21 protein-coding genes are annotated in these 24303 nt (G+C 39.5%); 10 read left to right on the top strand and 11 right to left on the bottom strand.

What is annotated here, in order from left to right; all coding sequences use genetic code 11:
• The 3 genes from L1264_RS08940 to iadA form a co-directional block, all read left to right on the top strand.
• A partial coding sequence (locus tag L1264_RS08940) for a TonB-dependent receptor domain-containing protein (RefSeq protein WP_235403880.1) occupies positions 1 to 760 on the top strand: 760 nt, incomplete at its 5' end.
• A 148-nt stretch (positions 761 to 908) separates the two neighbouring features.
• The gene (yfcC, locus tag L1264_RS08935; RefSeq protein WP_199526900.1) at positions 909 to 2318 is read left to right on the top strand and encodes a putative basic amino acid antiporter YfcC; all 1410 of its coding nucleotides are present in this window, start codon (positions 909 to 911) and stop codon (positions 2316 to 2318) included.
• An 11-nt stretch (positions 2319 to 2329) separates the two neighbouring features.
• Complete coding sequence (iadA, locus tag L1264_RS08930; protein WP_199526901.1) at positions 2330 to 3496, top strand: beta-aspartyl-peptidase; 1167 nt, start codon at positions 2330 to 2332, stop codon at positions 3494 to 3496.
• A gap of 17 nt (positions 3497 to 3513) precedes the next feature.
• On the opposite strand, the gene L1264_RS08925 is transcribed toward iadA, so the two are convergent.
• The 4 genes from L1264_RS08925 to L1264_RS08910 form a co-directional block, all read right to left on the bottom strand.
• On the bottom strand, positions 3514 to 4803 hold the full coding sequence (locus L1264_RS08925) for a hemolysin family protein (protein ID WP_199526902.1): 1290 nt from the start codon (positions 4801 to 4803) through the stop codon (positions 3514 to 3516).
• Positions 4804 to 4933: 130 nt separating this feature from the next.
• Positions 4934 to 5632: a substrate-binding periplasmic protein gene (locus tag L1264_RS08920; protein WP_199526903.1), complete on the bottom strand. Its 699-nt coding sequence runs from the start codon at positions 5630 to 5632 to the stop codon at positions 4934 to 4936.
• A gap of 127 nt (positions 5633 to 5759) precedes the next feature.
• The gene (locus tag L1264_RS08915; protein WP_199526904.1) at positions 5760 to 6869 is read right to left on the bottom strand and encodes an arginase family protein; all 1110 of its coding nucleotides are present in this window, start codon (positions 6867 to 6869) and stop codon (positions 5760 to 5762) included.
• A 288-nt stretch (positions 6870 to 7157) separates the two neighbouring features.
• Positions 7158 to 7937 (bottom strand): DUF2189 domain-containing protein, encoded by a 780-nt coding sequence (locus L1264_RS08910; protein WP_199526905.1) that lies wholly within the window; start codon positions 7935 to 7937, stop codon positions 7158 to 7160.
• Between the two features lie 145 nt (positions 7938 to 8082).
• Here L1264_RS08910 and udp point away from each other — a divergent pair, with 145 nt between their 5' ends.
• Positions 8083 to 8838, top strand: a complete 756-nt coding sequence (udp, locus tag L1264_RS08905; protein ID WP_135926553.1) for a uridine phosphorylase — start codon at positions 8083 to 8085, stop codon at positions 8836 to 8838.
• Here udp and cdd read toward each other — a convergent pair.
• Both cdd and L1264_RS08895 read right to left on the bottom strand, forming a co-directional pair.
• Complete coding sequence (gene cdd / locus L1264_RS08900) at positions 8835 to 9767, bottom strand: cytidine deaminase (RefSeq protein WP_199526906.1); 933 nt, start codon at positions 9765 to 9767, stop codon at positions 8835 to 8837. The two genes, udp and cdd, sit on opposite strands and share 4 nt — an antisense overlap.
• A 165-nt stretch (positions 9768 to 9932) precedes the next feature.
• Positions 9933 to 10301, bottom strand: a complete 369-nt coding sequence (locus L1264_RS08895) for a hypothetical protein (RefSeq protein ID WP_199526907.1) — start codon at positions 10299 to 10301, stop codon at positions 9933 to 9935.
• Between the two features lie 339 nt (positions 10302 to 10640).
• On the opposite strand from L1264_RS08895, the gene L1264_RS08890 reads away from it, so the two are divergent.
• Complete coding sequence (locus tag L1264_RS08890; RefSeq protein ID WP_199526908.1) at positions 10641 to 12677, top strand: tetratricopeptide repeat-containing sensor histidine kinase; 2037 nt, start codon at positions 10641 to 10643, stop codon at positions 12675 to 12677.
• Here the strand turns inward: L1264_RS08890 and ppc are convergent.
• Entirely contained in the window at positions 12674 to 15319 is a 2646-nt protein-coding gene (ppc, locus tag L1264_RS08885; RefSeq protein ID WP_135926549.1) for a phosphoenolpyruvate carboxylase, read from the bottom strand. The genes L1264_RS08890 and ppc overlap by 4 nt on opposite strands.
• A 423-nt stretch (positions 15320 to 15742) precedes the next feature.
• Between ppc and L1264_RS08880 the strand changes: the two genes are divergently transcribed.
• Positions 15743 to 16489: an SDR family NAD(P)-dependent oxidoreductase gene (locus L1264_RS08880; RefSeq protein WP_199526909.1), complete on the top strand. Its 747-nt coding sequence runs from the start codon at positions 15743 to 15745 to the stop codon at positions 16487 to 16489.
• A gap of 10 nt (positions 16490 to 16499) precedes the next feature.
• Positions 16500 to 17108 carry a flavin reductase family protein gene (locus tag L1264_RS08875; RefSeq protein ID WP_138558174.1) on the top strand — a complete coding sequence of 203 codons (609 nt, stop codon included), beginning with the start codon at positions 16500 to 16502 and terminating at the stop codon, positions 17106 to 17108.
• A 3-nt stretch (positions 17109 to 17111) separates the two neighbouring features.
• Here L1264_RS08875 and L1264_RS08870 read toward each other — a convergent pair whose 3' ends face one another.
• Positions 17112 to 18191 carry a M24 family metallopeptidase gene (locus L1264_RS08870; protein WP_235403878.1) on the bottom strand — a complete coding sequence of 360 codons (1080 nt, stop codon included), beginning with the start codon at positions 18189 to 18191 and terminating at the stop codon, positions 17112 to 17114.
• A gap of 129 nt (positions 18192 to 18320) precedes the next feature.
• On the opposite strand from L1264_RS08870, the gene L1264_RS08865 reads away from it, so the two are divergent.
• Both L1264_RS08865 and L1264_RS08860 read left to right on the top strand, forming a co-directional pair.
• Positions 18321 to 19541: a M24 family metallopeptidase gene (locus tag L1264_RS08865; protein WP_199526911.1), complete on the top strand. Its 1221-nt coding sequence runs from the start codon at positions 18321 to 18323 to the stop codon at positions 19539 to 19541.
• A gap of 160 nt (positions 19542 to 19701) precedes the next feature.
• Positions 19702 to 21108, top strand: a complete 1407-nt coding sequence (locus tag L1264_RS08860; RefSeq protein WP_199526912.1) for a YfcC family protein — start codon at positions 19702 to 19704, stop codon at positions 21106 to 21108.
• Positions 21109 to 21336: 228 nt separating this feature from the next.
• Here L1264_RS08860 and L1264_RS08855 read toward each other — a convergent pair whose 3' ends face one another.
• From L1264_RS08855 to L1264_RS08845, 3 genes are all read right to left on the bottom strand, one after another.
• Complete coding sequence (locus L1264_RS08855) at positions 21337 to 21666, bottom strand: HigA family addiction module antitoxin (protein WP_199526913.1); 330 nt, start codon at positions 21664 to 21666, stop codon at positions 21337 to 21339.
• A gap of 10 nt (positions 21667 to 21676) precedes the next feature.
• The gene (locus tag L1264_RS08850) at positions 21677 to 21964 is read right to left on the bottom strand and encodes a type II toxin-antitoxin system RelE/ParE family toxin (protein WP_199526914.1); all 288 of its coding nucleotides are present in this window, start codon (positions 21962 to 21964) and stop codon (positions 21677 to 21679) included.
• A gap of 308 nt (positions 21965 to 22272) precedes the next feature.
• Complete coding sequence (locus L1264_RS08845) at positions 22273 to 23244, bottom strand: integron integrase (RefSeq protein ID WP_199526915.1); 972 nt, start codon at positions 23242 to 23244, stop codon at positions 22273 to 22275.
• A 251-nt stretch (positions 23245 to 23495) separates the two neighbouring features.
• Here L1264_RS08845 and L1264_RS08840 point away from each other — a divergent pair, with 251 nt between their 5' ends.
• Positions 23496 to 24278 (top strand): hypothetical protein, encoded by a 783-nt coding sequence (locus L1264_RS08840; RefSeq protein ID WP_199526916.1) that lies wholly within the window; start codon positions 23496 to 23498, stop codon positions 24276 to 24278.
• Positions 24279 to 24303 lie beyond the last annotated feature (25 nt).

Raw genomic sequence — 24303 nt, 5'->3', positions numbered from 1 at the left:
AGATAGAGCTATAACAGATGCTTCTCTTCGTCACTGTGGGCTAGTACCACAAGGTCAAGAAGGTATTTCGTACGAGGAGCAGCTGTGTGAAGTAACCGATAATGCTGGACTCAATATCGAAAGTGATGGCGCTAACCTTTCAGAGATCCTCACAAACTATATTAGTGAGTTTAACCCGCGAGAAGATGAGCTATTCCTGCCATTATTTAGAGACCATGTTATTCCTCTTGAAAATACCGGCACCCAGACATTAGCAGGTATCGATTTTAAATTTGATCATCGATTTAATTTTGCAAAAGGCAATTTAACACTCGCTTTCGATGGTACACACTATTTAGAGTTTGAGCGAAATAAATCTGGCTCAGATGCAATCGAAAAATTAATCGGTACTTATCGCTACCCTGAAAATGTAGGCAGATTTTCTATTGATTGGGAAGCTGAGAGTTATTACTTAAATCTCGGTGCCAATTATACCAGTAGTTATGAGGATGATATCGAAGGGCTGCGTGGTCGTGAAATAGACGAACTAGAAGAGCTTGGAGAGCTTAACGAGGAGTTAAAACGTGACGTTGATGACTGGTTAGTATGGGATTTATCAGCTGGCTATTTTGTCAATGATGCATTATCAATCCGCGCTCGTATTGATAATATCTTCGATAAAGAACCCCCTAAGCTATATGGCTCAAGCCGCGGGTTTGATTCAATCAATCATAATGCATATGGCACTCGCTATACGTTGAGTCTGAGCTATCGCTTTTAACATTAATGTGGGCGGCTCTATGTCGCCCACATTGCTAAGTTTGTGTTATTAATAACTCAAACTCGCGGCTCTCAGTGTTAATCTTTCTCAGCAAGGGCTACAATAACTTGCTTTTCTCACATTCTTCGAACAATCGTTAAGTGACTTTATGAAAAACAAACAGTTTGCGATGCCTGATGCGAGCATCATTTTGTTATGCGTCGCAGTCATCGCCTATTTAGCCAGTTTATTTATAACACCCGGTGTGTTTAATGCCGAACAAGATAGTCACAGTGTTGAATTATCACAGTATCAAAAAGCAACAGAACATACACCACCTGCCCTTTTTGCAGAAGGAGGAGGCATTGGTCTAGCCAATGTATTGTTTGAAGGCTTAGTCTCTGGTGACAAATATGGTGCAGCCATCGGGGTAATGGCATTTATTTTAATCACAGGTGGCGCCTTTGGCGTTATTTTAAAAACGGGTGCGATTAATAACGGCATTATGGCGCTGATTAATAAAACACAACACGTAGAGTGGATATTCATTCCTTTGCTATTTGTGCTTTTTTCATTAGGAGGCGCAGTATTTGGTATGGGTGAAGAAGCCATCGCCTTTTGTATTGTGTTATTCCCCATTATGAAACAACTCGGTTATGATGCAAAAGTAACTGTATTAACAACTTATGTTGCGACACAGATTGGCTTTGCTACCTCTTGGATGAACCCATTTAGTATCGCAATTGCTCAATCAATTGCAGAGATCCCGGTGTTTTCTGGTGCAGGATTCAGAATGGTTACGTGGCTGGTTTTTACCTCATTTGGCCTTCTATTTACTATCCGATATGCTAATTCAATCAGATCGGCAAAGAACCTAAGTGCTCAAGAAAATAACAAGTCAATTAGCTTAGACAGCGCAGATAAGCTTATCTTAATAACCTTTATTGCAGGTATTATTTGGGTTATTTGGGGTGTTATGGCAAGGCAGTATTATATTCCTGAATTAGCTGCGCAGTTCTTCTGCTTAGGTGTAGCCTCTGCTGTGATTGCTAGTCTATTTAAAAAACAAACAGCAAATGAAAGCGCAAATGCATTTAAAGAGGGTGCACAAGAACTCCTGCCCGCAGCGCTTTTGGTTGCTTTAGCAAAAGGCGTTATTTTAATACTTGGCGGTAGCGATTTAACATCGCCTTCAACTCTAAATACTTTGCTTTACTATAGCGCCACCAGCATCTCAGTTGTACCAGACTATATCGCCGCTTGGGGTATGCTATTATTTCAAAGTGTGTTTAACTTTTTTGTATCTTCAGGTTCAGGACAAGCAGCAATCACAATGCCGCTAATGTCACCACTGGGTGATCTATTAAATATTTCACGGCAGATTGTAGTGCTGGCGTTTCAATTAGGTGATGGACTAACCAATATATTTATTCCCACCTCAGCAAGCCTCATCGGCTGTTTAGGCATTGTCAAACTTGATTGGAGTGAGTGGGCAAGCTTTATTTGGCGTTTTACCTTAGCGCTATTTGGCCTTGCTAGTTGTTTTATTTTTCTCGCACATTTTATTAACTATCAGTAAAAGATTTAATTATGTTAACACTTATAAAAGGCGCAGATATTTTCGCTCCTTCGCCGCTTGGAAACCAAGATGTTTTAATCGCGGGCGGAAAAATCGTGGATATACAGCCTGAAATTAATATCGAAAATTATCATGGTGTTACCATCGTTGATGGATCTAATTGCATTTTAACTCCGGGGTTTGTTGACTCTTTAGTCCATATAACAGGTGGTGGCGGTGAGGCTGGTTTTGCTAGCAGAACACCTGAAATGAACCTAACAGATGCAACATTGCATGGTACAACAACGGTTGTCGCTGCCCTTGGTACTGACTCAAGTAGTCGAACCCATAGTAATTTAATTGCAAAAGCAAAAGCACTTAAAGAACGAGGATTAAACGTATTTTGCCATACAGGTTCATATCACTTACCTGCTAAAACACTGACTGGTTCAATAACAAATGACATTATGTATATTGAGGAGTTTATTGGTGTCGGTGAAGTCGCCATTTCTGATCATCGCAGTAGTCAGCCAACGGCTCAGCAACTTGCTGAACTAGCCGCTGAAGCAAAAGTGGCTGGCATGTTAAGTGGCAAAAAAGGCACGGTTAGTATTCATGTAGGTCCAGTAGATAGTCACTTATCTTTATTACATGAGATAGATAGCTTAACTGATATTTCGCTTAGCCAGTTTTATCCTACGCATATGAATCGAAATCTTGCTTTACTCAATGCGGGTGTGGCGTTTTGCAAAGCGGGTGGCACTATCGACTTTACAACAAGCACGACAGAGTATGATCTTGCCCATGGTGAATATTCAGCCGCGCAGGCACTGGCTTACTGCCTTAAAAATAATGTACAACCGACTAAGCTCACCATGAGCTCTGATGGTCATGCAAGCTTACCTATTTTTGATGATAACTTTAATCTATTAGGTCTTGAAGTTGGTAAAGAATCAACATTGCATAGCTCGTTTGTAGAAGCCGTTCAAGAATATGGTGTATCGGTTGAACACGCATTAATGGCTATTACCTCAAATCCAGCTGATGTGCTTGGTATTAATAAAGGTAGAGTGACTATCAATGCAGATGCAGATCTGGTGTTACTTGATAATGCATCACTGCAGCCCATTGAGTGTTGGTCAAATGGCGTACACATGGTGCATCAAGCTAAGGCAATAGTGAAAGATACTTTTGAATAAAGGCTGCATGAGCAGCCTTAATTGCTTTCTTCTGAAATTCGAGTAACTAAGAGTTGCTCGACCTTCACTCCTTCAACATCAACAACTTCAAATTTAAACCCGCCAAAATGTATAAACTCGGCGCGCTTCGGAAGTCGTTTCATCGTATAAATAAGGAATCCGGCAACAGTTTCATAATGTGATTGATCAGGAAACTCTTCTATCTCTAACACTTTAGCAAGCTCAACCACTGGTGTCAGGCCATCCACTAACCATGAAGTGTTATCACGTTGAATAATTAACTCTTCGCCCTGATGACTGATCAAATCACCCATAAAGCCTTTCATTAAATCTTTAACAGTGACAATGCCAACCATCAGTGCATATTCATTAACAACAACAGCAAATGGCTCAGCTGCTTTTTTAAAGGTATTTAATGCTTCAGAAAGACTGAGTGTTTCTGGTAAGTAAAAAATATCACGGCTGATTAACTCACTATCTATCTCAGCAGTTTGCCCTTTAAGTACTTTACGAAGGATATCTTTTGATTCAACCGAACCAATTAATTTGTCTAAACTACCATCACACACTAAAAAGTGATTATGCGGGTGCTCAATAATTTTGGTAGCGACTTCTTGGGCATCAGCTTTTACATCAAAAAATACAATTTGATCACGTGGAGTCATCACACTCGATAAAAACCGGGCCTCCAAATCAAACACATTGCCTATTAACTCATATTCCTGTTGCTGTAGGCTGCCATATTCAGCCCCAGCATCCATCATAGCAACGATGTCTTCTGTGGTAACAATATCTTCTCGTTCAGCCGGAACTTTAAAGGCGCGTAAAATTAAGTTTGTAGTGCCATTAAAGAACACAACAAATGGCGTTAATGCAAAGGTAACCCAGCGCATTATAGACACCACATTGACAGCAACAGCCTCTGGCATAATCATCGCTAGGCGTTTAGGCAGTAAATCTGCAAATAAAATGAATAATGAGGTTATGCTAAAAAACGAAATCAAAAAGCTAATTTGACTTAGTAACGGGCCTTGATAAATCATCCCTAAAATTTGTTCAATATAAGGTGATAAAGCTTGCTCACCGACAATACCACCTAAAATAGCAATCGCATTTAAGGCAATTTGTATCATCGCAAAAAATGCCCCCGGCTGCTCTTGCAACGTTAATACTGCCTGGGCTTTTTTATTGCCTTCGTCGACCATGACCCTTAATTTTATCTTACGTGATGCAGCAATAGCTATTTCGCTCATTGCAAACAACGCACTGATCAAAATTAATATCATAATAACGAGTAAGTCACTCATTGTGGCTCCTAGTAAAAAGCATTCAGACTGTTGAATGCAAACAACTTTTTGCTCACTTATGCTGTTTAGAGTTTGGCGAGAATGGTCAAAAAGCAGCTGATTATAACTGCTTTATAGCAATCAACAAGTGCTATTTTGAATCACTGGAAACAAAGGCTTTATTGAGCTTATCTAAAGTCACTGGGTCGATATTTCCGTTACAAGCAAAGTATAAATCAGCGCGTGCAACAGGTAGCTGATAAACGGGCTCTAGAAAAGAAAGGCTTTGATCATTTTTACTTTCAAATTGATATTGTTGGTCACTTAATACCACTAAATCAACAGTTGTACGACGACTCTTAAGAATGTCGTAAATATTTTCAAAGCTATCAAGCAGGATTAACTGTTTATTTTCATTAAAACCCTGCTCTTTTAAATAAACATGGGAGTAGTTATTTTTTAGAACTGCAGTACGATATTTTTTCGCATCATCGAGGTTATTGATACTCAGCCGATTTGATTTAAATGCATAAAAAGATGCTGAAAAGCCTTCAAGTTTATGTATCCACTTAAATTTTTTCTCTCTGGAAGGAATACGTGCTAATGAAAAAATACACGTGTTTGCGTCACGTAAAGCAGCATTGTATGTAATTGACCAAGTATTAATTGATATGTCGTACTGCATCCCTGATTTTTCGAGGGCAGCTTTAACTTTGCCCACGACAGAGCCAACTAACTCACCTTGTTCGTTCTGATATTGGAAGTTTGGAAAGTTTTCAGTTACCACTGTTATTGCTGCAAAACTAGGTTTAGCAATAATAAGCAATAACAAGGCTAGAGATTTCCACATCGCAGACAAACCAAATTTATAATTATTTTTTATAATAATATAGCGTGTAGTTAGGAATAATGGAATATTTTTAAGACTAAGGAATGAGTAAGGGGAGTAACACACTCCCCTGTTGCATCAAGGCAAATTACTTGTTCATCGCAGCAATTAAAAAGGCAGAAATTTTTGCACCTTCTTTAAGCGTTGTTTCAGAACTCGTTTGACCAATCAAAGAGCTGTCTGTAAATGGTGCAATTTCCATCATATCAGCCCCAGTAATTGGAAACTCATCAGCTAAAGCAACTAAAATGTCTAACGCATGCTGTGGTGTTAAGCCACCTGCTTCAGGTGTGCCTGTCGCAGAAGCAAATGCTTCGTCTAGTGCATCAATATCAAAGCTCACATAAAGCTCATCAACCTTATCTGCTTTAAGCTGAGCAATTACTTCTTCAGCAACAGCTTTAGCACCACGCTCAATAATTTCTTGTGCCCAATGTTGCTTAACACCAAAAGTCTCTTCCCAGTGTTGTTTCGGTTTACCACTTGAACGAATACCAAATTGAATAAGGTTACGCGGTGCAGGTAGGTACTCAAGGATATGTGTACACCATGAACCAAAACATAAATCGATACCTAAGCGCTCTACAAGTAAATCAGTGTGGGCGTCAAAATGGATAATTGCAGTGCGTTTACCTGCATCACGCTTTGCTTTTAAATACGCTTTAGTCAGCGGATAACTGATTGAATGGTCACCGCCAATCCCGAAAATACCTTTATCTGGGTAGTTGGCATAAAACCCATCACACACATCTTCAGTGATAGACAATGGTGATACATGGTATTCGCTGTTTTCATCAGCATAGAGTGCTTTTTGACAGTTTGTGATTGTAGCTTCGTTTAGGTATTTATCATGCAATAAATGAGGAATAACACGAACGTCACCTAAGTCGAACGCGCGAGCCTGTGGTTGTTGATCAATTAAGGTAGAACGTAAAAATAACGGGCCCCAGTTAGCACCACGTAAAATACCCCCACCACAATCAGAGCTGATCCCAAGAATCACAGCTTTATGTTCTGAGTCGGCTAGTGTCTCTAATGACTCTTTCCAAAGAACGTCTACGTTCTCTGTCTGACCGTATAATTTTGTTCGTAAGGCATCTTTACGTTCTTTCGCTGTATTTACCGTAAAAACACCATCGCCTGGTGGGCAAAGACATTGACTTAGTTTTTCGTGAAATGCTTTTTGTGTGTTACTCATTTCTACTCCGCTGCTAAATAACTGCATATTCATTCGTAATCGTTAAAATTACGCTTTCTCATAATCTAGAAACCGCGATGCAAGCATCACATTTATCATGAGAAGAAGGAAAAATTAACCTCTTGAAATTTATAGTTTATTATTTCTAAAGAGACTCATTATGGGTGCTCAATAACTCAATGAGCGTGGTATTTTGGCAGGTATAACATGCACGGAGGGAAAGTCAAATTTTGCAGCAACCTATTAGATTGCTGCAATAGATTTATATTCAAGCTAGGTGAATACTCATTATTCGTAACCCCTTGGCTTCTTAGTTTTTATCACCGCAATGTAAGCATGCCAACTCGCGTAGCTTAATAATGGCATAATAACAATGAAACCTGCCGTTCCAGTTACAAATCCCAGAAATACCATGAATATTATTAAAGCAGCCCAAACAACCATTGCGCCTACATTGGTTTTTACTGCATTCATCGATGAGATAACCGCCGTCATTATATCTACGCGTCTTTCCATCATTATCTGCGGGGTAAATGCTGAAATAGCAAAAACTGTTACCAGCAAAATGCCGCCAACTATCGAGCCAAGCGTAAGAAACGCAGATAGCTGTTCAAAGCTAGGATCTACAACATTCGGATACAGTGCGTGGATCAATGCAGCAAGTCTCATCCACACAATCATAATCACCATTAATAATACTGCAAATCCCCATTCACCAGCGGGGTTTCTAAACATTGATTTTAAACTGTGCATTAAGGTCGGTTTATGCCCTTTTTCTAGCTCCCAAGCAACATCGTAAAGCCCAGCCGCAAATGCAGGGCCAATAAGAGCAAAGCCAACAACCGCTGGCAAAATGACAAGATGTGTATCAAATTGATACACAAAGTACATTATTGCTGCAGGTATTAGTGTAAAAACTAAACCGTACACTAAGCTTAGGATTGGCGCATTGGCAATATCTTTAAACGCTAAAGCAAGCCAATGAAACGGAGCAGCCATAGAAACATGAGCACTCTCTAAACAGCGAGCAAATTCATGATGTTTACTCATAGATGATGAAGCAGGCATAATAGGTCCTCTTTTATCGTTACATCTTTAGGTTTAGGTTATCTGTGCAAATCTTGCAACATTCGTAATCTAATAGGACATCTGTCCTGTACTTTAAACACGTATGATTAAAGTATTACGCTTTAGACAAAAATAAGGTTTAATAATGGAAAAGGTATTTCATTTAGGGCTCACTCGTGAGGACTTAAACGGTGCAACACTGGCAATCGTCCCTGGTGATCCTGATCGCTCTGCCCGCATTTCAACACTTCTCGATAACCCAAAGTGCTTAGCGAAGACCCGTGAATTTCATGTATATCGTGGTGAGTTAAACGGCCACAGCGTGGTAGTTTGTTCAACTGGTATTGGTGGGCCATCTACATCAATTGCTGTTGAAGAGCTTGCCCAGCTAGGTATTGATACCTTTTTACGCATTGGTACAACAGGTGCTATTCAACCACACATTAATGAAGGCGACATTTTAATTAGCCAAGCATCTGTTCGTTTAGATGGTGCAAGTCAGCACTTCGCGCCATTGAGCTACCCTGCGGTATCTGACTTTTTTGCAACACAAGCTATGGTCAATGCTTGTGATAATTTAGGCATTAATTTCCATATTGGCATTACAGCTTCAAGTGACACCTTCTATCCAGGCCAAGAACGTTACGATACCTATTCAGGTTATGTTCCTCGTTCATTACAAGGCAGCTGTGAAGAGTGGCAAAAGCTTGGCGTGATGAACTATGAAATGGAATCAGCAACACTTTTCACTATGTGTGCAGCACTTGGCTTACGCGCAGCGTGTGTTGCAGGTGTATTAGTAAACCGTACTAAGCAAGAAATTCCTAATGTTGACCACGGCGAGATTGAGAAAAAGTCAGTCGCCGTAGTCATTGAAGCTGCAAAACTATTGCTAAACTAATCTTTAACTAGCTTAGCAATACAGTGCTCAAATGCTGGTGGGTTATCAAAACTTGCCAGCACACTTTTAGCCACATCATACTGATTTTCGGCCCCTTGTGTTTCTAACAAGGTGATCGACTTAACCGTCTTATCATCAAACTTTAACCCAGCAAGATAAAACTGACTTAAAGCACTTTGAAGTGGTGATAAACTTGGGCTGTAAGCCGCATTTTCAGCATAGCTTCCGTAAAAATTATCGTTTTCAAAAGTCGTGATTTTAACGCTACAGTAGTTCGCGGTATAAGGTACGTAAGCTTTTAGCGCTGTTTCAGCTAATTTCTGATCGAGCTCATTAACACTATCGAAATGACCGTCGTTTTTTTCCTGTGAGAATAAGCTTTCGTTATTCCCTAAGTCTGTTGGCCCAAACGAATACGGCAAAAGCTCATTTAAAGTAAAGTGTCTTTCAGGAAGTAATATTTCAAGTGATTGCGCTGTGCTGAGCTCATTCATAAACTGGCGACAGTATCCACAAGGGGCATCACTGATCGCAATTTTATCTATTGATTGAGCACCGTTTAACCATGCATTATTTATCGCAGATTGTTCTGCGTGAACAACTAAACTTAGCGCTTGATGAGAAAACTCCACATTAGCACCAAAATAGAATGTCGTTTCACCTTGCTGATTTTTACCTTGTGCAATAGCACCGACATAGAATTTTGAAATTGGTGCGACAGAAAACAAACTCGCAACAGGTACACACGCTTTTAAGAGTTGTGACTCTGTTAACTGATGTTGCTCACTAAGTAATAAAATATCAGCTTGAGATAAGATGCCACGTTGGCTTTTCAACTGACTAAAAAGAGATTGCTTTTGCTCATCACTGAAGTCAAAAGGTGTTGTTCTTGACACAGAATTAGATACGTCTTTCCTAGTTACTGTCATAACAAATTATAATTATTAATTGGCTAAACAGTTTAAAAGGTTATGCATTTAAATACTAGGTTTCAACGCGCCGCGTCTCGAAATTTACAACAAAAAAAGTGTTAAATAGGCATTTTTTGTAAGCGCAAATATACACAGAAAATGAATTTCAGCTAGTTTCTCTGTTTATTGATGAACTAGCCAATTTTTAGCTTTACTAAAACACTCAAAATTCTCGGCTTGAAGGTTGTAACGTTTAGCTTTTTGCACAAATAAGTCATGCATAAAGCCATCGAAACTCACCACAATAGCTAATACAGCTCGCTTTAACGAGTTAGCAATCACTGGCATTATAGTAAACAAGTCTGCTGGTGCGAAGTCATGGGTTAACTCAGATACATCAACAAGAATTTTTTCTGACCCATATAATACTGAATATTGATGGGCTATTTGGTAAAAATTAATCACATCCTGTGCACTTGCAGTCCCTCTTAACGTCATCATCACTAAAGACGTCGATGCATCATAAGTGATGCACGTTGACACTTTCGACATAGGTTACTCTAAAATGCGTGGGTAAAGGTAAAATTAATGGTTGCTGAATAAAAGCCGGGCTATTTTATGGATCTGCCTTGCTTAGTCAATACCTAGCAATAAAATAGGTATGACCAGTTGTAAAGTTCACACTTAAGGATTGGATTTACACCCGCAAATGTTACCTCCTTTCATAATCTATTTACCTTTTGAATATGTATGAGTTTTCTAATCCATTATTAAGCTTTTTCGTATAACTCTATTTCTAATTAAAATCCATAATAAATAACCTCACATATGTAGACGAAAGGATTATGCACTTTCCATCCTTACTCTGGTTTGTATAAAGGATTATTTGTAATGAAAATTCGTTTTCTGTTTTATCTATGCTTGATGCTGTTCACAAGTACTGCTCTGTCACAAGCAATCACAGAAACTGAATTCAAAGAAATAGAAACCTCAATTACTGAAACCTATGCCAGCTCTCCTACCAATGCCCTGCAGCTAGTCAATTCATTATTATCCTCTGACACAGTAATATTTTCATTAGAACAACGAGCAATAATCACAAATTATAAGGCTTGGTTTTTACTTGAAAACGATGAATTAGAGCAAGCCATGAAAACACTAGTTCATTTCATGGATATAGCATTACAGTCGAGTAATAAGGATTTAATGTATGGCTACTTAAACATATCTGGCGGTATTTATGCCCGATTAGGCATGTATCAAGATGCATTACACTATTATAGCGATGCATTACCTGTGGCAAAAACAATCGGAAAGCACCTTTTACAACAAACCGAAATCAATATTGCTCTGATTAACCTCAATTTAAAACGTTACCGTGACGCTACCATCGCTTTTGAACAATACAGAGATACCGCAAAAATAGAGAATCAGCCCCTAGATGAGTCGTTTGCAAGTACCCACCTTGCAATAGCGCTAATTGGTTTAGGTGATTTTGATCATGCATTAGATGTATTAAATGACGCGATAATATTACAACAACGCCACGGCTTTACTGCTCATCTAAGTAAAAGTTTTGTATTGAAGGGAAAGGTATTACGTTTAAAAGGTATGTTAAATGAATCAGAAGAATTTCTAACTGATGCGGTAGAGCTTATAAAAACTCAAGCCTACAGCGGTGATTACTTAAGTGTGGTTTTATGTTTAGCGCAAACATACGATGCACAAGATTCAGCTAACAAAGCTCTTAATTTACTCGCTTCGATTGAAACAGATACTTTTAAGCTCTCTGATATCACAACTCAACTTGAAGTAACCAAGTTGACTGCACAACTACTTGAAAAGCAAGAACAGTATGCTGAAGCACTGATTGCATACAAACACTATGCACAGATCAATGCGGAAATTTTAAAACGCCAAGCAAATGTTAATTTAGCTAAAGCGTTAGCGCAGGCTGATGCAAAAGCCAAAGAGCTCAAAATTGCAGAACTTACACGCGCAGAGCAAGTAAAAGCAACAAAAGCGCAGGCGTTTAAAGATCTTACTATCGTCATATCAATATGCTTGGTAATCATCTTGTTTGGTTCTTTTATCGCGATAAATAATATTGATAAGCGAAAACAAGAACTTGAAAAGATACTAATACAATTAAATGAAACGCAAGATCATTTAATTGAAATCGAAAAGATAGCCTCTTTAACCTCATTAGTCTCTGGCATGGCCCATCAATTAAATACACCAATAGGCACAATTGTCACAGCAAGTTCACTCATCGACGAATATTTAGAGTCTTTGTCAGATAAATTTAAACAACAAAATTTATCAAGCAAATACTTCCATGAATTTATTACCAACACCGACAAGGCCAAGGATCTTGTTATTTCTGCTATTAACCGCTTAGCAGGTATTGTTGAGGAATTTAAAGCACTTAATGTGTCTATTAACTTAGACAAACCCTTATCGAGTATTCCATTAAAAAACTTTATTCATCATAAACTAGAGCCTATGAGTAAATATTTGGGTAAGAAAATTACTTATCATGTTGATGGAGACAGTGTAGCCATTACTTCCTGCCCTTCAATTTTAGAGGATATTCTAAAAACTCTGGTTATTAATTCATATGAACATGGTTTTACACATACAGCAGAAGGAAAGGTAGACATTACCATCCGCGCAGGTAATGACAACGTCAAAATTATCTATCAAGACAACGGCGTAGGCATTAAGGAATCAATCCTGCAAGAAATTTTTACCCCATTCTATACCACTAATTTAGGTGGCCATCACTTAGGGCTTGGTTTGAACGTGGTTTTTAATGCTGTGAAATATAACTTGAAAGGCAATATTTGCGCCGTACCATCAAAGCACGGCGCACGGTTTGTGATTACATTACCAATCGATGCACGATTAGTTGACGACATCAATTAACCTGTATTGCGCATACCTGCAGCAATACCAGTCATTGTAATCATTAGGGCATTATCGATATCACCTTCAGAGTTTTCATCTGCTGCACGTGAACGACGTAATAGCTCCACTTGTAGTAAGTTAAGTGGATCAGTGTACGGGTTACGTAGTGCAATCGACTCTTTGATCCAAGGTTGGTCAGCAAGTAAGCTTTTTTGTGGGCTTAATGACTGCACCAGCTCAATTGCCTCACTCAACTCTTGGCGAAGCTTCACACCAAGTGGTTTATATTGCTCAGTTACCAATGCATCATCGTAATGAGCACTTAACCAACTATCGGCTTTACTAAATACCATTTCTAGCATCTCTAAACGAGCACGGAAGAAAGGCCACTTTAAGCTCATTTCGTGAAGTGTCTCGATGCCATATTTATCTAAAGCAGCTTTAAGACCTGTTAACGCACCTAACCAAGCAGGCAGCATTAAACGGTTTTGGCTCCAAGCAAAAATCCATGGAATTGCACGAAGGCTTTCTACACCCCCATTGGGGTTACGCTTCGCAGGGCGAGAACCCAGTGGTAGTTTAGAGAGCTCTTGCTCTGGCGTTGCCATTCTAAAGTAAGGAACAAAGTTTTCATCATGACGCACAACTTGACGGTAATGCTCACACGAGTCAGCACTGATAAGCTCCATCACCTCACGCCACTCGCTTTTCGGCTCTGGCGGTGGTAGCAGGTTACTTTCAAGTACTGCACCGGCGTAGATATTTAAACTTTGTAGTGCTACAGCTGGCAAACCAAACTTAAAGCGGATCATCTCACCCTGCTCTGTTACACGCAGGCCACCTTTTAATGAACCAGGAGGTTGTGAGCGAAGTGCTTGCGCAGCTGGCGCGCCACCGCGACCAACCGTACCACCACGGCCGTGGAATAAAATAAGCTCAATGCCGCGATTCTCGGCTAATTGAACCAGCTTATCCATTGCTTCATATTGTGCCCAGCCTGCAGCCATCATACCTGCATCTTTTGCAGAATCTGAGTAGCCAATCATGACATTTTGTTGGTTTTGAATATGACCACGATACCAGGTGTTATCAAGTAAACATTCAATAACATCTTTACCATTATTTAAGTCATCTAACGTTTCAAATAATGGTGCAACCGGTAAGTTAAACTTACAGCCGCTTTCTTTAAGCAATAACTGCACTGCCAGTACATCAGATGCAGTACGAGCCATCGAAATAATATACAGGCCGAATGTTTGTGCATCTTGCGCTGCAATTACATCAAATGTATCAAGCACTTCTTGTACTTCAGGGCTCGGTTGCCAATGTTTTGGAATAAGCGGACGGCGAGAATTTAGCTCAGCAAGTAAGAATGCTTGTTTGTCTTCTTCTTGCCATTGATGATAATCACCTAAGCCTAAATAACGTGTTAACTCAGAGAAAACATCACCATGACGCGACGAATCCTGACGAACATCTAATTTAGCAAGGCGCAAACCAAAGCTGTTAATACGACGCAGTACATCAAGCAGTAAACCATCGGCAACTACCTTCATATTGGTTTTAATCAGCGAGCGATAACACACTTCGATTGGATGTTTAATTTGCGCTATATCTGTAATTAAATCTTCAGAATCAGTTCGCTTTTTCTTAATTTTAGCGCCTAAATGCGTCACCGTTTCGGCAATTTGATTCTTGAGTTTTTTAAGTACCGCACGATATGGTTCAAAGTCTTGGCCTGCAAGTTCAATAAGCTCATCACTTGCATCTGACATTGATAACTCATTGCTTAGCGTTTCGATATCACGCGAATACAAATCAAGCGCCATCCAGCGGCCATGATCAAGTACTTGCTGTGTCACTTCAGCAGTTACAAACGGGTTACCATCACGGTCTCCGCCCATCCAAGAAGTGAACTCAATTGGGCTGTAATCAATCGGCAACTCTAAATCGAGCTCAGTTTTTACATCTTCGCTAAATTCACGTAAGAAACGCGGTACAGCATGCCATAAGCTATTTTCAATAACAGCAAAGCCCCATTTTGCTTCGTCAATTGGCGTTGGGCGCGAACGGCGAATATCGTCAGTATGCCATGCTTGGCTAATTAGCTGAGCAATACGGTTTAATAGGTCAGCACGTTCGCTTGGTAAATTGTCTTTACGCTCTAAAGATGCAAGACAATCACTAAGTTCAACGTGTTTATTAATCATAGTACGACGCGTCACCTCTGTTGGGTGTGCGGTTAGTACAAGGTTTATGTGGAGTTTTGAGAGTGTTTGTGCCAAGTGATTTGGATCTACTTGACCTTGTTTTGCCGCTGTTGCTAACGCTTTTAATGTTTGAGTGAGAGGGTTTAATTGGCAAAAGCCAACATCATTAAAACGCGATACGGTATGAAATTGTTCAGCAACATTAGCAAGATTCAAAAAATGATTAAATGAGCGTGCAACCGGTAATAGTTCTTCATCTGTGAGAGCGTGTAGTACATCGATAAGCGCTTGTCTGTCGGCTTCGTTACCACTACGTGACGATTTAGATAAAGCGCGAATTTCTTCTACCTTATCTAAAATGGCTTGTCCTTGTGCATCTTTAATGGTTTGACCCAGCATTTGTCCAAGCATACTAACATTACCGCGAAGTGCAGCATATTGTTCACTCATTCTCATACTCCTTTCTTTAGCTAAGTTGAAAGTACTTACTGCGCAGTATTTAACCAAGCACGAACGCAGCTAAATACTGATCCTTTCTATTAATATCATTGTCGGCGTTAATTTAATAGATCGAATTTTCTAACAAACTCGTAAAAAAGAATAACCAATCTATCAACATAAAAGTGTAATAAACACGCAGTTTGTTTTGATAGAAGGGTTAGCGACACACACAATTGGTAAAATGGACTTACCAATTAAATTGTCAAAATACGCGTAAATTAAGGCATTCTTAATATCAGTTTGGTCAAATTTTTACCGAGCCTTTTTATCTACTTTAGTTTAGGTAAATTAGATTCTAAACCGCTATCGCAATACTTATTGATGATAGATTGAGCTAAAAAAGTTTTTTAAATATTTTATAACAGGTCAAAAATGCAACTCTTTATTCTGTGCGGTGCAAGCAGTGAAATCGCAAAAGCCTATTTCACAACACTAAAAAAACAAATCAGTCGTGGTCATATCGTCACCATCAGCCGTAATAAATTTAATGATAATTTTGATGAGACATCGAACAATGAAATCAGCCACCAGCATTTTACAACTGATTACTCAGAGCAAAGCTTAGGTGAAATTGCCAAAGAACTTGCCAACAGCCAATATGACTTAGCTCAACTAATGATATTTAATGGCCTATTACATGATCCAGCTAATGCGCCTGAACGTAAACTTGAACAAATATCTGAGCAGCACTTTATCAATAGCATGCATACAAACGCCCTACTGCCAATTCGCTGTGTGACTTTATTCTCAACGCTTTTAAAGCCGCAAGTAGCAACAGTGATTTGTGCACTTAGTGCGCGGGTTGGCAGCATTAGTGATAATAATCTAGGCGGTTGGTATAGCTATCGTGCCTCGAAGGCAGCTTTAAATATGTTATTTAAATCTGCTGCGATCGAACTTAGCAGGCGCTATAAACAATGCCATTGCGTGTTATTTCACCCGGGTACCACTGATACACCACTATCAAAACCGTTTCAGGCAAATGTACCCGAAGGAAAGTTATTTACCCCTGAGTTTGTAGCCGATCAGCTGTATTCATTGATAAGTGATGCTGATTATTTACAACAATCACCCAGCCCAGCCTACTTTGACTGGCAAGGAAAACCCATAGACTGGTAACAGGACAATTATGCATTTAACAAAGCAAGCCATTGCAGATTTAGAAAGCCGCTACCGCGCCCATTTAATTAATAGTTTGTCGGGATTTAAAAGTGCTAACCTAGTCGGCACACAAGATAGTAACGGCCAAACTAATTTAGCCATTGTTAGTTCAGTATTTCATCTTGGCGCACATCCCCCTTTAGTGGGTATGATAATTCGCCCTCATTCAGTGCCTCGCCATACCCTAGAGAACTTACTAGCGACTAAGCAATATACGATTAACCATGTCAACAAAGACATTTATAGCAAAGCGCACCAAACATCGGCACGCTACGATAAAGACGAGTCTGAATTTGATGCAACAGGGCTTACTACTCAATACCTAAATAACTTTACGGCGCCTTTTGTTAAAGAAAGTAAGCTTAAATATGCCCTTGAACTCAAAGAACACCACCACCTTGCCATCAATGGCACGGAGCTTATCATAGGTGAAATAACTGATATCTACTTAGATGAGGCGTGTCTGCAAGAAGATGGCTTTGTCGATATTGAAGCCATTGGCACAGTGGCCGTTAGCGGGCTTGATAGTTACCACGTAACTGATCGTTTAGCCCGCTTAGCCTATGCTAAAAAATGAACCTTAGATTATGAATGGCTTAGGCGCATGAGTAAGCACCTCAAAGCCTGACTCGGTGACAACTATGTCATCTTCAAGGCGCACACCACCGTAGCCTGGTATATAAATGCCAGGCTCAATGGTGATCACATTTCCTACTTCAAGCTTGTAGTCTGTCAGTGTGTTGATAAATGGCACTTCATGTAAAAATAACCCTAAACCATGGCCAAGACCTTTACCTGCGTACTCGCCAAAGCCCGCATCAGCAATCACCTTGTTTGATATGGCATTTAAATCTAAACAATTAACACCCGGTTTAACCATTTCAAGTGCTGTATTTTGTGCATCTAGAACAGTATTATAAATACGGGTTTGTTTTTCTGATGCTTCGCCAATAATGTAACTGCGAGTCATATCTGAGCGATAACCATTTACAACGGCACCAAAATCAAGCGTTACAAAGTCACCTTGCTTTAACACCTGATCTGATGGATTACCATGTGGCAAGGCAGAACGTTCAGCAAACAGCATAATGGTTGCAAACGACATACCCTCTGATCCTAGCTTTTGCATTCTAAATTCAAGCTCTAAGGCAAGGTCACGCTCGGTTACACCCGGTTTAAAATAAGGCAGCGTTTGTGCTAATGCTTCATCAGCGATGGCTGCGGCAGCCTTTATTTGCGCCACTTCCCAGCTATCTTTAACGCGTCTTAGTTTTTCTATTAAGCCGTTTACTGCTGTTAAAGTATGGCCGCTAAGATCATCTGCCACACCTTGCCAAATTGCTACTGTGACATAACTTGCATCAAATGCGACATGGCTGTTTGGGCTAAGGTGTCTGTTAAAACAATGACCAAGAGTTTCGTTGTCTCTGTCTCGGCAAACAACTTCAAATCCTGTTGTTTCTGCAATTGCTCGTTGGTGGTATCTGTAATCAGTGATCAACACACACGCGTTTTGAGTAATTAATGCATAAGCGGCATTACCACTAAAACCACTTAAGTAACGGATATTTTCATGACCAAGTACTAACATGGCGCTGTAACCTTGTTGTTCTAGCAAGGCTTTAAATTCAGCTTGTCTTTTTAAGTAATTAACTTGCATTGTCGCTCCTTATTTTTTGCGCATGCTAACAATAATCGCCACAAATACGAATATTATGCGATTAGTCGCAGTGAGTTTGCATCAGCTGTTCACTCAAGCCACAATGCAAAAAAAACCAAGGAGTACACAATGACAACATATGGTATTGGCACACAAACGCCAGAGCAGGCGCTTGACTCTTTGTCAGATATGACAACAGATTTAACCCCTATTCAAAACGACGAATTTCATGCGCGTATCGCAAAAGCACAAGCGTATATGCAAGCAAACAATATTGACGCAATTTACTTGAATGCAGGTACTAACCTTGCCTATTTTACGGGTATGCGTTGGTACGCAAGTGAGCGTTTAGTTGGCGCGATTTTACCTGCTAAAGGTGATGTGCAATACATAGCACCATTTTTTGAAATCGGCAGCTTAAACGATTTTATGGTGATTGATGGCCCAATTCGAGGTTGGCAAGAGCACGAAAATCCTTACCAACTGTGTGTAGATGTACTTTCAGAAATGGGCATTAGCAAAAACGGCACCCTTGGTATTGATGAAAGCGCACAGTTTTTCATCTACGACGGCATTAATAAAGCTAATAGCAATTACAACATTATTAACGCACAGTGCGTAACGGCTCACTGCCGCATGCATAAATCAGCCAATGAACTTGCCTTAATGCAACGTGCTATGGACATGACTTTAGAAGTACACAAAGCAACGGCGAGCATGCTTTATGAGGGCATCACCACCACTGAGGTTGAAGCATTTATTAAAAAAGCCCACCAAAAAGTCGGCGCACCGGGTAACTATTTTTGTATTGTGTTATTTGGTGTTGCGTCGTCTTTCCCGCATGGTGTTAAAAACCCGCAAACCCTTAAAAAAGGTGACGTGGTACTGATTGATACTGGCTGTAAAGTGCATGATTACCTCTCAGACATAACCCGTACTTATGTATTTGGTGAAGCAACCGAACGTCAACGTATGTTTTGGCAGCACGAGAAAAATGCCCAACTTGCTGCTTTTGCTGCTGCAAAAATTGGTGAGCCATGTGGCAAAGTAGATGATGCTGCAAGACAGTACCTAGCCGAAAATGGCATGGGGCCAGAATATCAAACACCGGGCTGTCCACACAGAACAGGCCATGGCATTGGGTTAGATATTCATGAATGGCCATACTTAGTTGGTGGAAACCCTACCCCACTCGCAACAGGTATGTGTTTTAGTAATGAACCTATGATTGTCGTACCTGATGAGTTTGGTATTCGCTTAGAAGATCACTTTTATATGACAGACGAAGGTCCGCGCTGGTTTACCGAGCCGGCTCATAGCATTGATGACCCATTTGGTTTAGCTAAATAAAATTTCAATCATTATCAAAAGGCCAGATTTCTGGCCTTTTTTGTATCTAAATTACTACAATCTTTAACAGTGTGTTTAGTTAAGAGGCAACCTATCAGCTTTTATCATGTTATGATTTTAAGAATTTAACTTAAATACCTAACATAATTACGGAGAATAAATGGGTTTACGTTTTAAAGTTCCACATACCTTGATACTTCTGCTTAGCATGATGGTCGTTGCGCTTATTGCTACATGGTTAGTACCACAAGGTTTTTTCACTACCACATTAAGTGAATCTGGCCGCGAAATGGTCGTTGCGGGTACCTATCAAACGGTTGCTGAGCGGCATTACTTAACCCCATGGGATTTATTACAAGCCATACCCCGCGCGTTTGCTGCTGCTCAAGATGTTATTTTCTTTGTGTTAATTGTTGGTGGCGTATTAGCTATTGCACGTGCGACAGGCACTGTCGATGCACTCATTGGTAGGCTTTTAGAGCGCCACGGTAAAAAGCCGCAGCGGTTAATTTTTATGGTGGTGTTTTGCTTTGCCTTGGCATCAAGCAGTATTGGTACCGCCGGTGAATATATTCCTTTTGTTATTATTTTAGTAGCGCTTTGTAAAGCAATGCGCTTAGACGCAATGACCGCCGTGGGTATGATAGTCGCAGGTTATGGTATTGGTTATGGTGTTTCGGCATTTAACCCATTTACCGTATTAATCGCACAGCAAATTGCAGGCATTCCTGTTTACTCTGGCCTGTGGTTACGTTTAGCCATTTTTATTCCATTCGTGCTCATTGGTTTTCATCATGTTTGGCAATACACCAAAAAGGTAGCTAACGACCCATCTAAATCAATGATGATTGGCGTGCCTTGCCCACTCGAAAATCAAACAGCAACAAGTTACCCAGCACTAGCCCTGCGCCATAAACTTATTTTAGGCAGCTTTATTATTACCCTTGCAATTGCAGTATGGGGCATCGCTACAAAAGGCTGGTACTTATACGAACTAGGCGGTGTTTTTATTGCTTGGGGTGTAGTTGTCGCCATTCTAGGTAAACTTTCTGCTGACGAAGCAGCAAACAAATTTATAGAAGGCGTATCTGATCTTGTTACCACCGCAGTGTTAATTGGTGTTGCACGCGGTATTGCCCTTATTTTAGAAGACGGTCAAATCCTGCATAGCCTTGTACATGGCATGTCGTTACCGCTTTCTTATGTATCAGCTGAAATATCTGCAATTGGCATGTTGGTTATTCAAACCCTACTCAATACCTTTATCCCTTCAGGTTCTGGGCAGGCTTATGTCACTATGCCACTAATGGCACCACTAGGTGATTTAGTCGGTGTACCAAGGCAAGTCGCCGTACTTGCTTATCAATTTGGTGATGGCTTTTCAAATATGATCATCCCTACAAATGCTGTACTTATGGGTATTTTAGGCATGGCTGGTGTGCCTTACGGCCATTGGTTTAGATTCTGTTTACCACTGTTGATTAAGCTAATGGTCGCAGCATCGGTTGTATTAGTTTTAGCAGTAATGTTTGGCTATGGCTTAGATGTGCAGCCTACACTAAATTAAGTTAGTAGAGTGAGCTAATTGGCTCCTACATTAGATGAATAATGCCCGCTAACACCTATGTGTTAGCGTGGCTTTTTGCATTACCTGCCACGAAATATTGTCAGATGAAAAAGCTAATTATAAAAACTTCTGTACGAAAGCTTTTAACTCATCTTTTTCAGCTTCACTAGCAAATGAATTTGCCGGAATGATCAAGATTGTGTATTAACAATATACGTTACGAGTTCTTTAAATAGTTTGTGATGTACTTAGTGAAGATTCTTGAGCAGAAAACAAAGGTTTTACAGATTTAGCTTCTTCTTGATAACGATTTCTCGTATCCCATAAATCTACAGAGTGCTGGATATTAAGCCAAAACTCTGGGGTATTCCCTAACGATGCAGCAAGTTTAATTGCAAGGGGCGCTGTTAAGCTACCGCCATTAATCAAATTACTAACTGTATTTCTATGTACACCCATTGCTTCAGCTAAAATTTTTGATGTAATGCCCATAGGCTCCAAAAACTCTAGCTTGAGCATTTCACCTACACTCACAGGACGACGCTTTGTTATACGCATAACTCTTACCTCAATACTTATGAGGGTCTAAATAGGTGTTTTCTGCTACACCATCAACCCACTTAAAAATCAATCGATACTGTTTGTTCACTCGTATTGAACACCAATCTTTCAAGTTACCTTCAAGATGTTCAAACCGGTTACCTGGTGGTACTCTTAAGTCAGCTTCAGACTTTGCTGCATCTAATATTTCTAGCTTACGATATAAAGCATTCTCTATAACCTCAGGGATTAATCGATGCCGTTTATCCTCTTCATAGAATGCTTCGAGCCATTCATCCTTAAAATTTATAGCCATATCCTTGCACTGTCCTATTGTGCATCAATATACAAATAGTAGCGCACAGTAGCAATGTGCACAACACATATATTTAAAAAGTACTCCAGGCACTTTTGTCGTGTATAAACTTATTCGTAGAAAACCATTTTTGAATATAAATGAGTTGGTACTGAATGATGGCTCTGTGCCTAAATCAAAAAATAAGCCATACCTTGATTATGCCCCAAAATAAGTTAGGTTAAATGCTCTAACTGCTGCTTTGAGGAATCAAGAAACGGCCCAAGCCCTACACATTGAATCATAAGTTAACGCATCTTTAATAATAGCTAGAAAATTTTGCTTAATGGGCTTACAACACCGTTTGCTCCTTGTTGTAAAACATGGGTGTAAATCTGTGTGGTTTTGACATCAGAATGGCCCAATTGTGCTTGAACGGTGCGAATATCGGCGCCACTTTGCAATAGGTGCGTTGCAAATGAATGGCGCAAGGTATGAGGCGTAATAACCTTTGTAATATTGGTTTGCTTTAATACTTTTTTAATCGCTTTTCTAACACATGTAGGGTGGAAATGGTGGCGACGTATCTCGCCAGTTTCTGGGTCATCACTTAATTTGTAGGAAGGAAATAAGTATTGCCACGCTAGTGATTTATTAGCTGAGGGATATTTACGAGTTAAAGCGTTAGGCATCCACACACCTGCGTATCGCTCGTTTTGTAAATCTAATCTTAAATATTCTTCAACTTGCAAAATTTGATTTCTAAGTAATGGGATCAACTCCGTTGCAAGAGTAACTATACGATGCTTGTTGCCTTTTCCATTCCAAATTTGAATGCATTTGTAATCAAAATCAATGTCCTTTACTCGCAATTGCACCGCTTCCATCACACGCAAACCACTTCCATACATTAACCCCGTGATTAAGTAATATCGCTTGGAAAGATGACTCATCAATTGCTTTACTTCATCAGGCGTCATCACTACAGGCAGCTTGGGTTGTCGATTACTTCGTGCAAAATTCAAGTTTAAAGAAAGCTCATTTTTGACAATATGTTTATATAAAAAAGCGAGCGCATTTAAAGCTGCACTTTGTGTTCTAGGTGACATATTACGTTTTAATACAATATGGTCTAAAAACGCTTTGACTTCTGCATCTCCCATTGAGCTTGGGTGACGTTTGTTGTGAAAGTGAATAAATTTTCCGATCCAACCTAAATAAGCGTTAATTGTTCTTAATGAATACTGACGAGTGAGCATATAGTCTGCAATGTAGTTTAAATAAGGAGAGCGAGTATTCATTTTCATTCCTTTGAAATGAAGCTGTATATATACAGTTTTAGCTCAGTCGCTCGTATAGTCAAGAAAACGACCCAATCGCTCGTTTTTATCCTGAGGTAAAAGCGAGAACTCCTAAATTTTAATAACACTGGTAATTAGTTAACAAGTTTGTTAGAAATAATCTAATAAGAAAAACGAGCTACGCTGTGGTAGAAAAACGCGCGATTAGCTCGCTATAAACATGTTAGCTTTTATTTCTGACCGAGGTGAATTTGTCCAAACTTAAAATGACACTACTTGAGAACTCAAAAAGTTTTTTTATTGAGTCAATATCAAAAGCAGTGCAGGCAGAAAAGTCAGAAGAACATTGGAAATTTGCAATTTTATTGCTCGTACAAGCAATTGAAACCTGTTTAAAAGAAAGGCTAAGGTGGACTCAAGAAATATTAATATACTCTAATATTGATAAACCAAAACACACTGTAGATCTATGGCTTGCCATTAGCCGGTTAGAAAAAATATCAAAAGTAGAATTTGATTCTTCAGACTTTTCAGCGATAAAAACAGCATCAGACTTAAGAAATCAGATTGTTCACTTTGAGTTCAATTTATCGATTGAGCAAATAAAATCAAATTTTGTAACGCTAGTAGGTTTTTATACTGAATTTTGCCAAAAACATTTAGATGAAGACATTATCGCCAACTTACCTTACCCCTTAGACCAAGAAGTAATGAAACTTGATAAATATGTCGATGAACTTGAGCAAAGAGCAAAATCTAGAATAGAAAATGAAGTCATAAACTTCGAAAATGTTTGGGAATGTAGTGCCTGCAAAAGAGATTCATTTGTTATTGAAGATGCAATTGACACTTGTTATGTATGTGGTTATTACGAACCCACCGTTGAGTGTGAAAGTTGCTCGGAATTGGAACTTGAAAGTGAAATACAGGGCGTCGATTTCGGTAATATGAAAGGTATTGAAAATTGGAAGTATTTTTGCAGAGATTGCTATGAAAAGCTGGAAACAGAAAACCCATATGATGAGTATTACTAAAAGCTAACAAGGCAATTATGAAGGG

The sequence above is a fragment of the Pseudoalteromonas sp. APAL1 genome, from assembly GCF_021532475.1.
Taxonomy (GTDB): domain Bacteria; phylum Pseudomonadota; class Gammaproteobacteria; order Enterobacterales; family Alteromonadaceae; genus Pseudoalteromonas; species Pseudoalteromonas lipolytica_C.
This window is presented reverse-complemented; position numbering and strand designations above follow the sequence as displayed.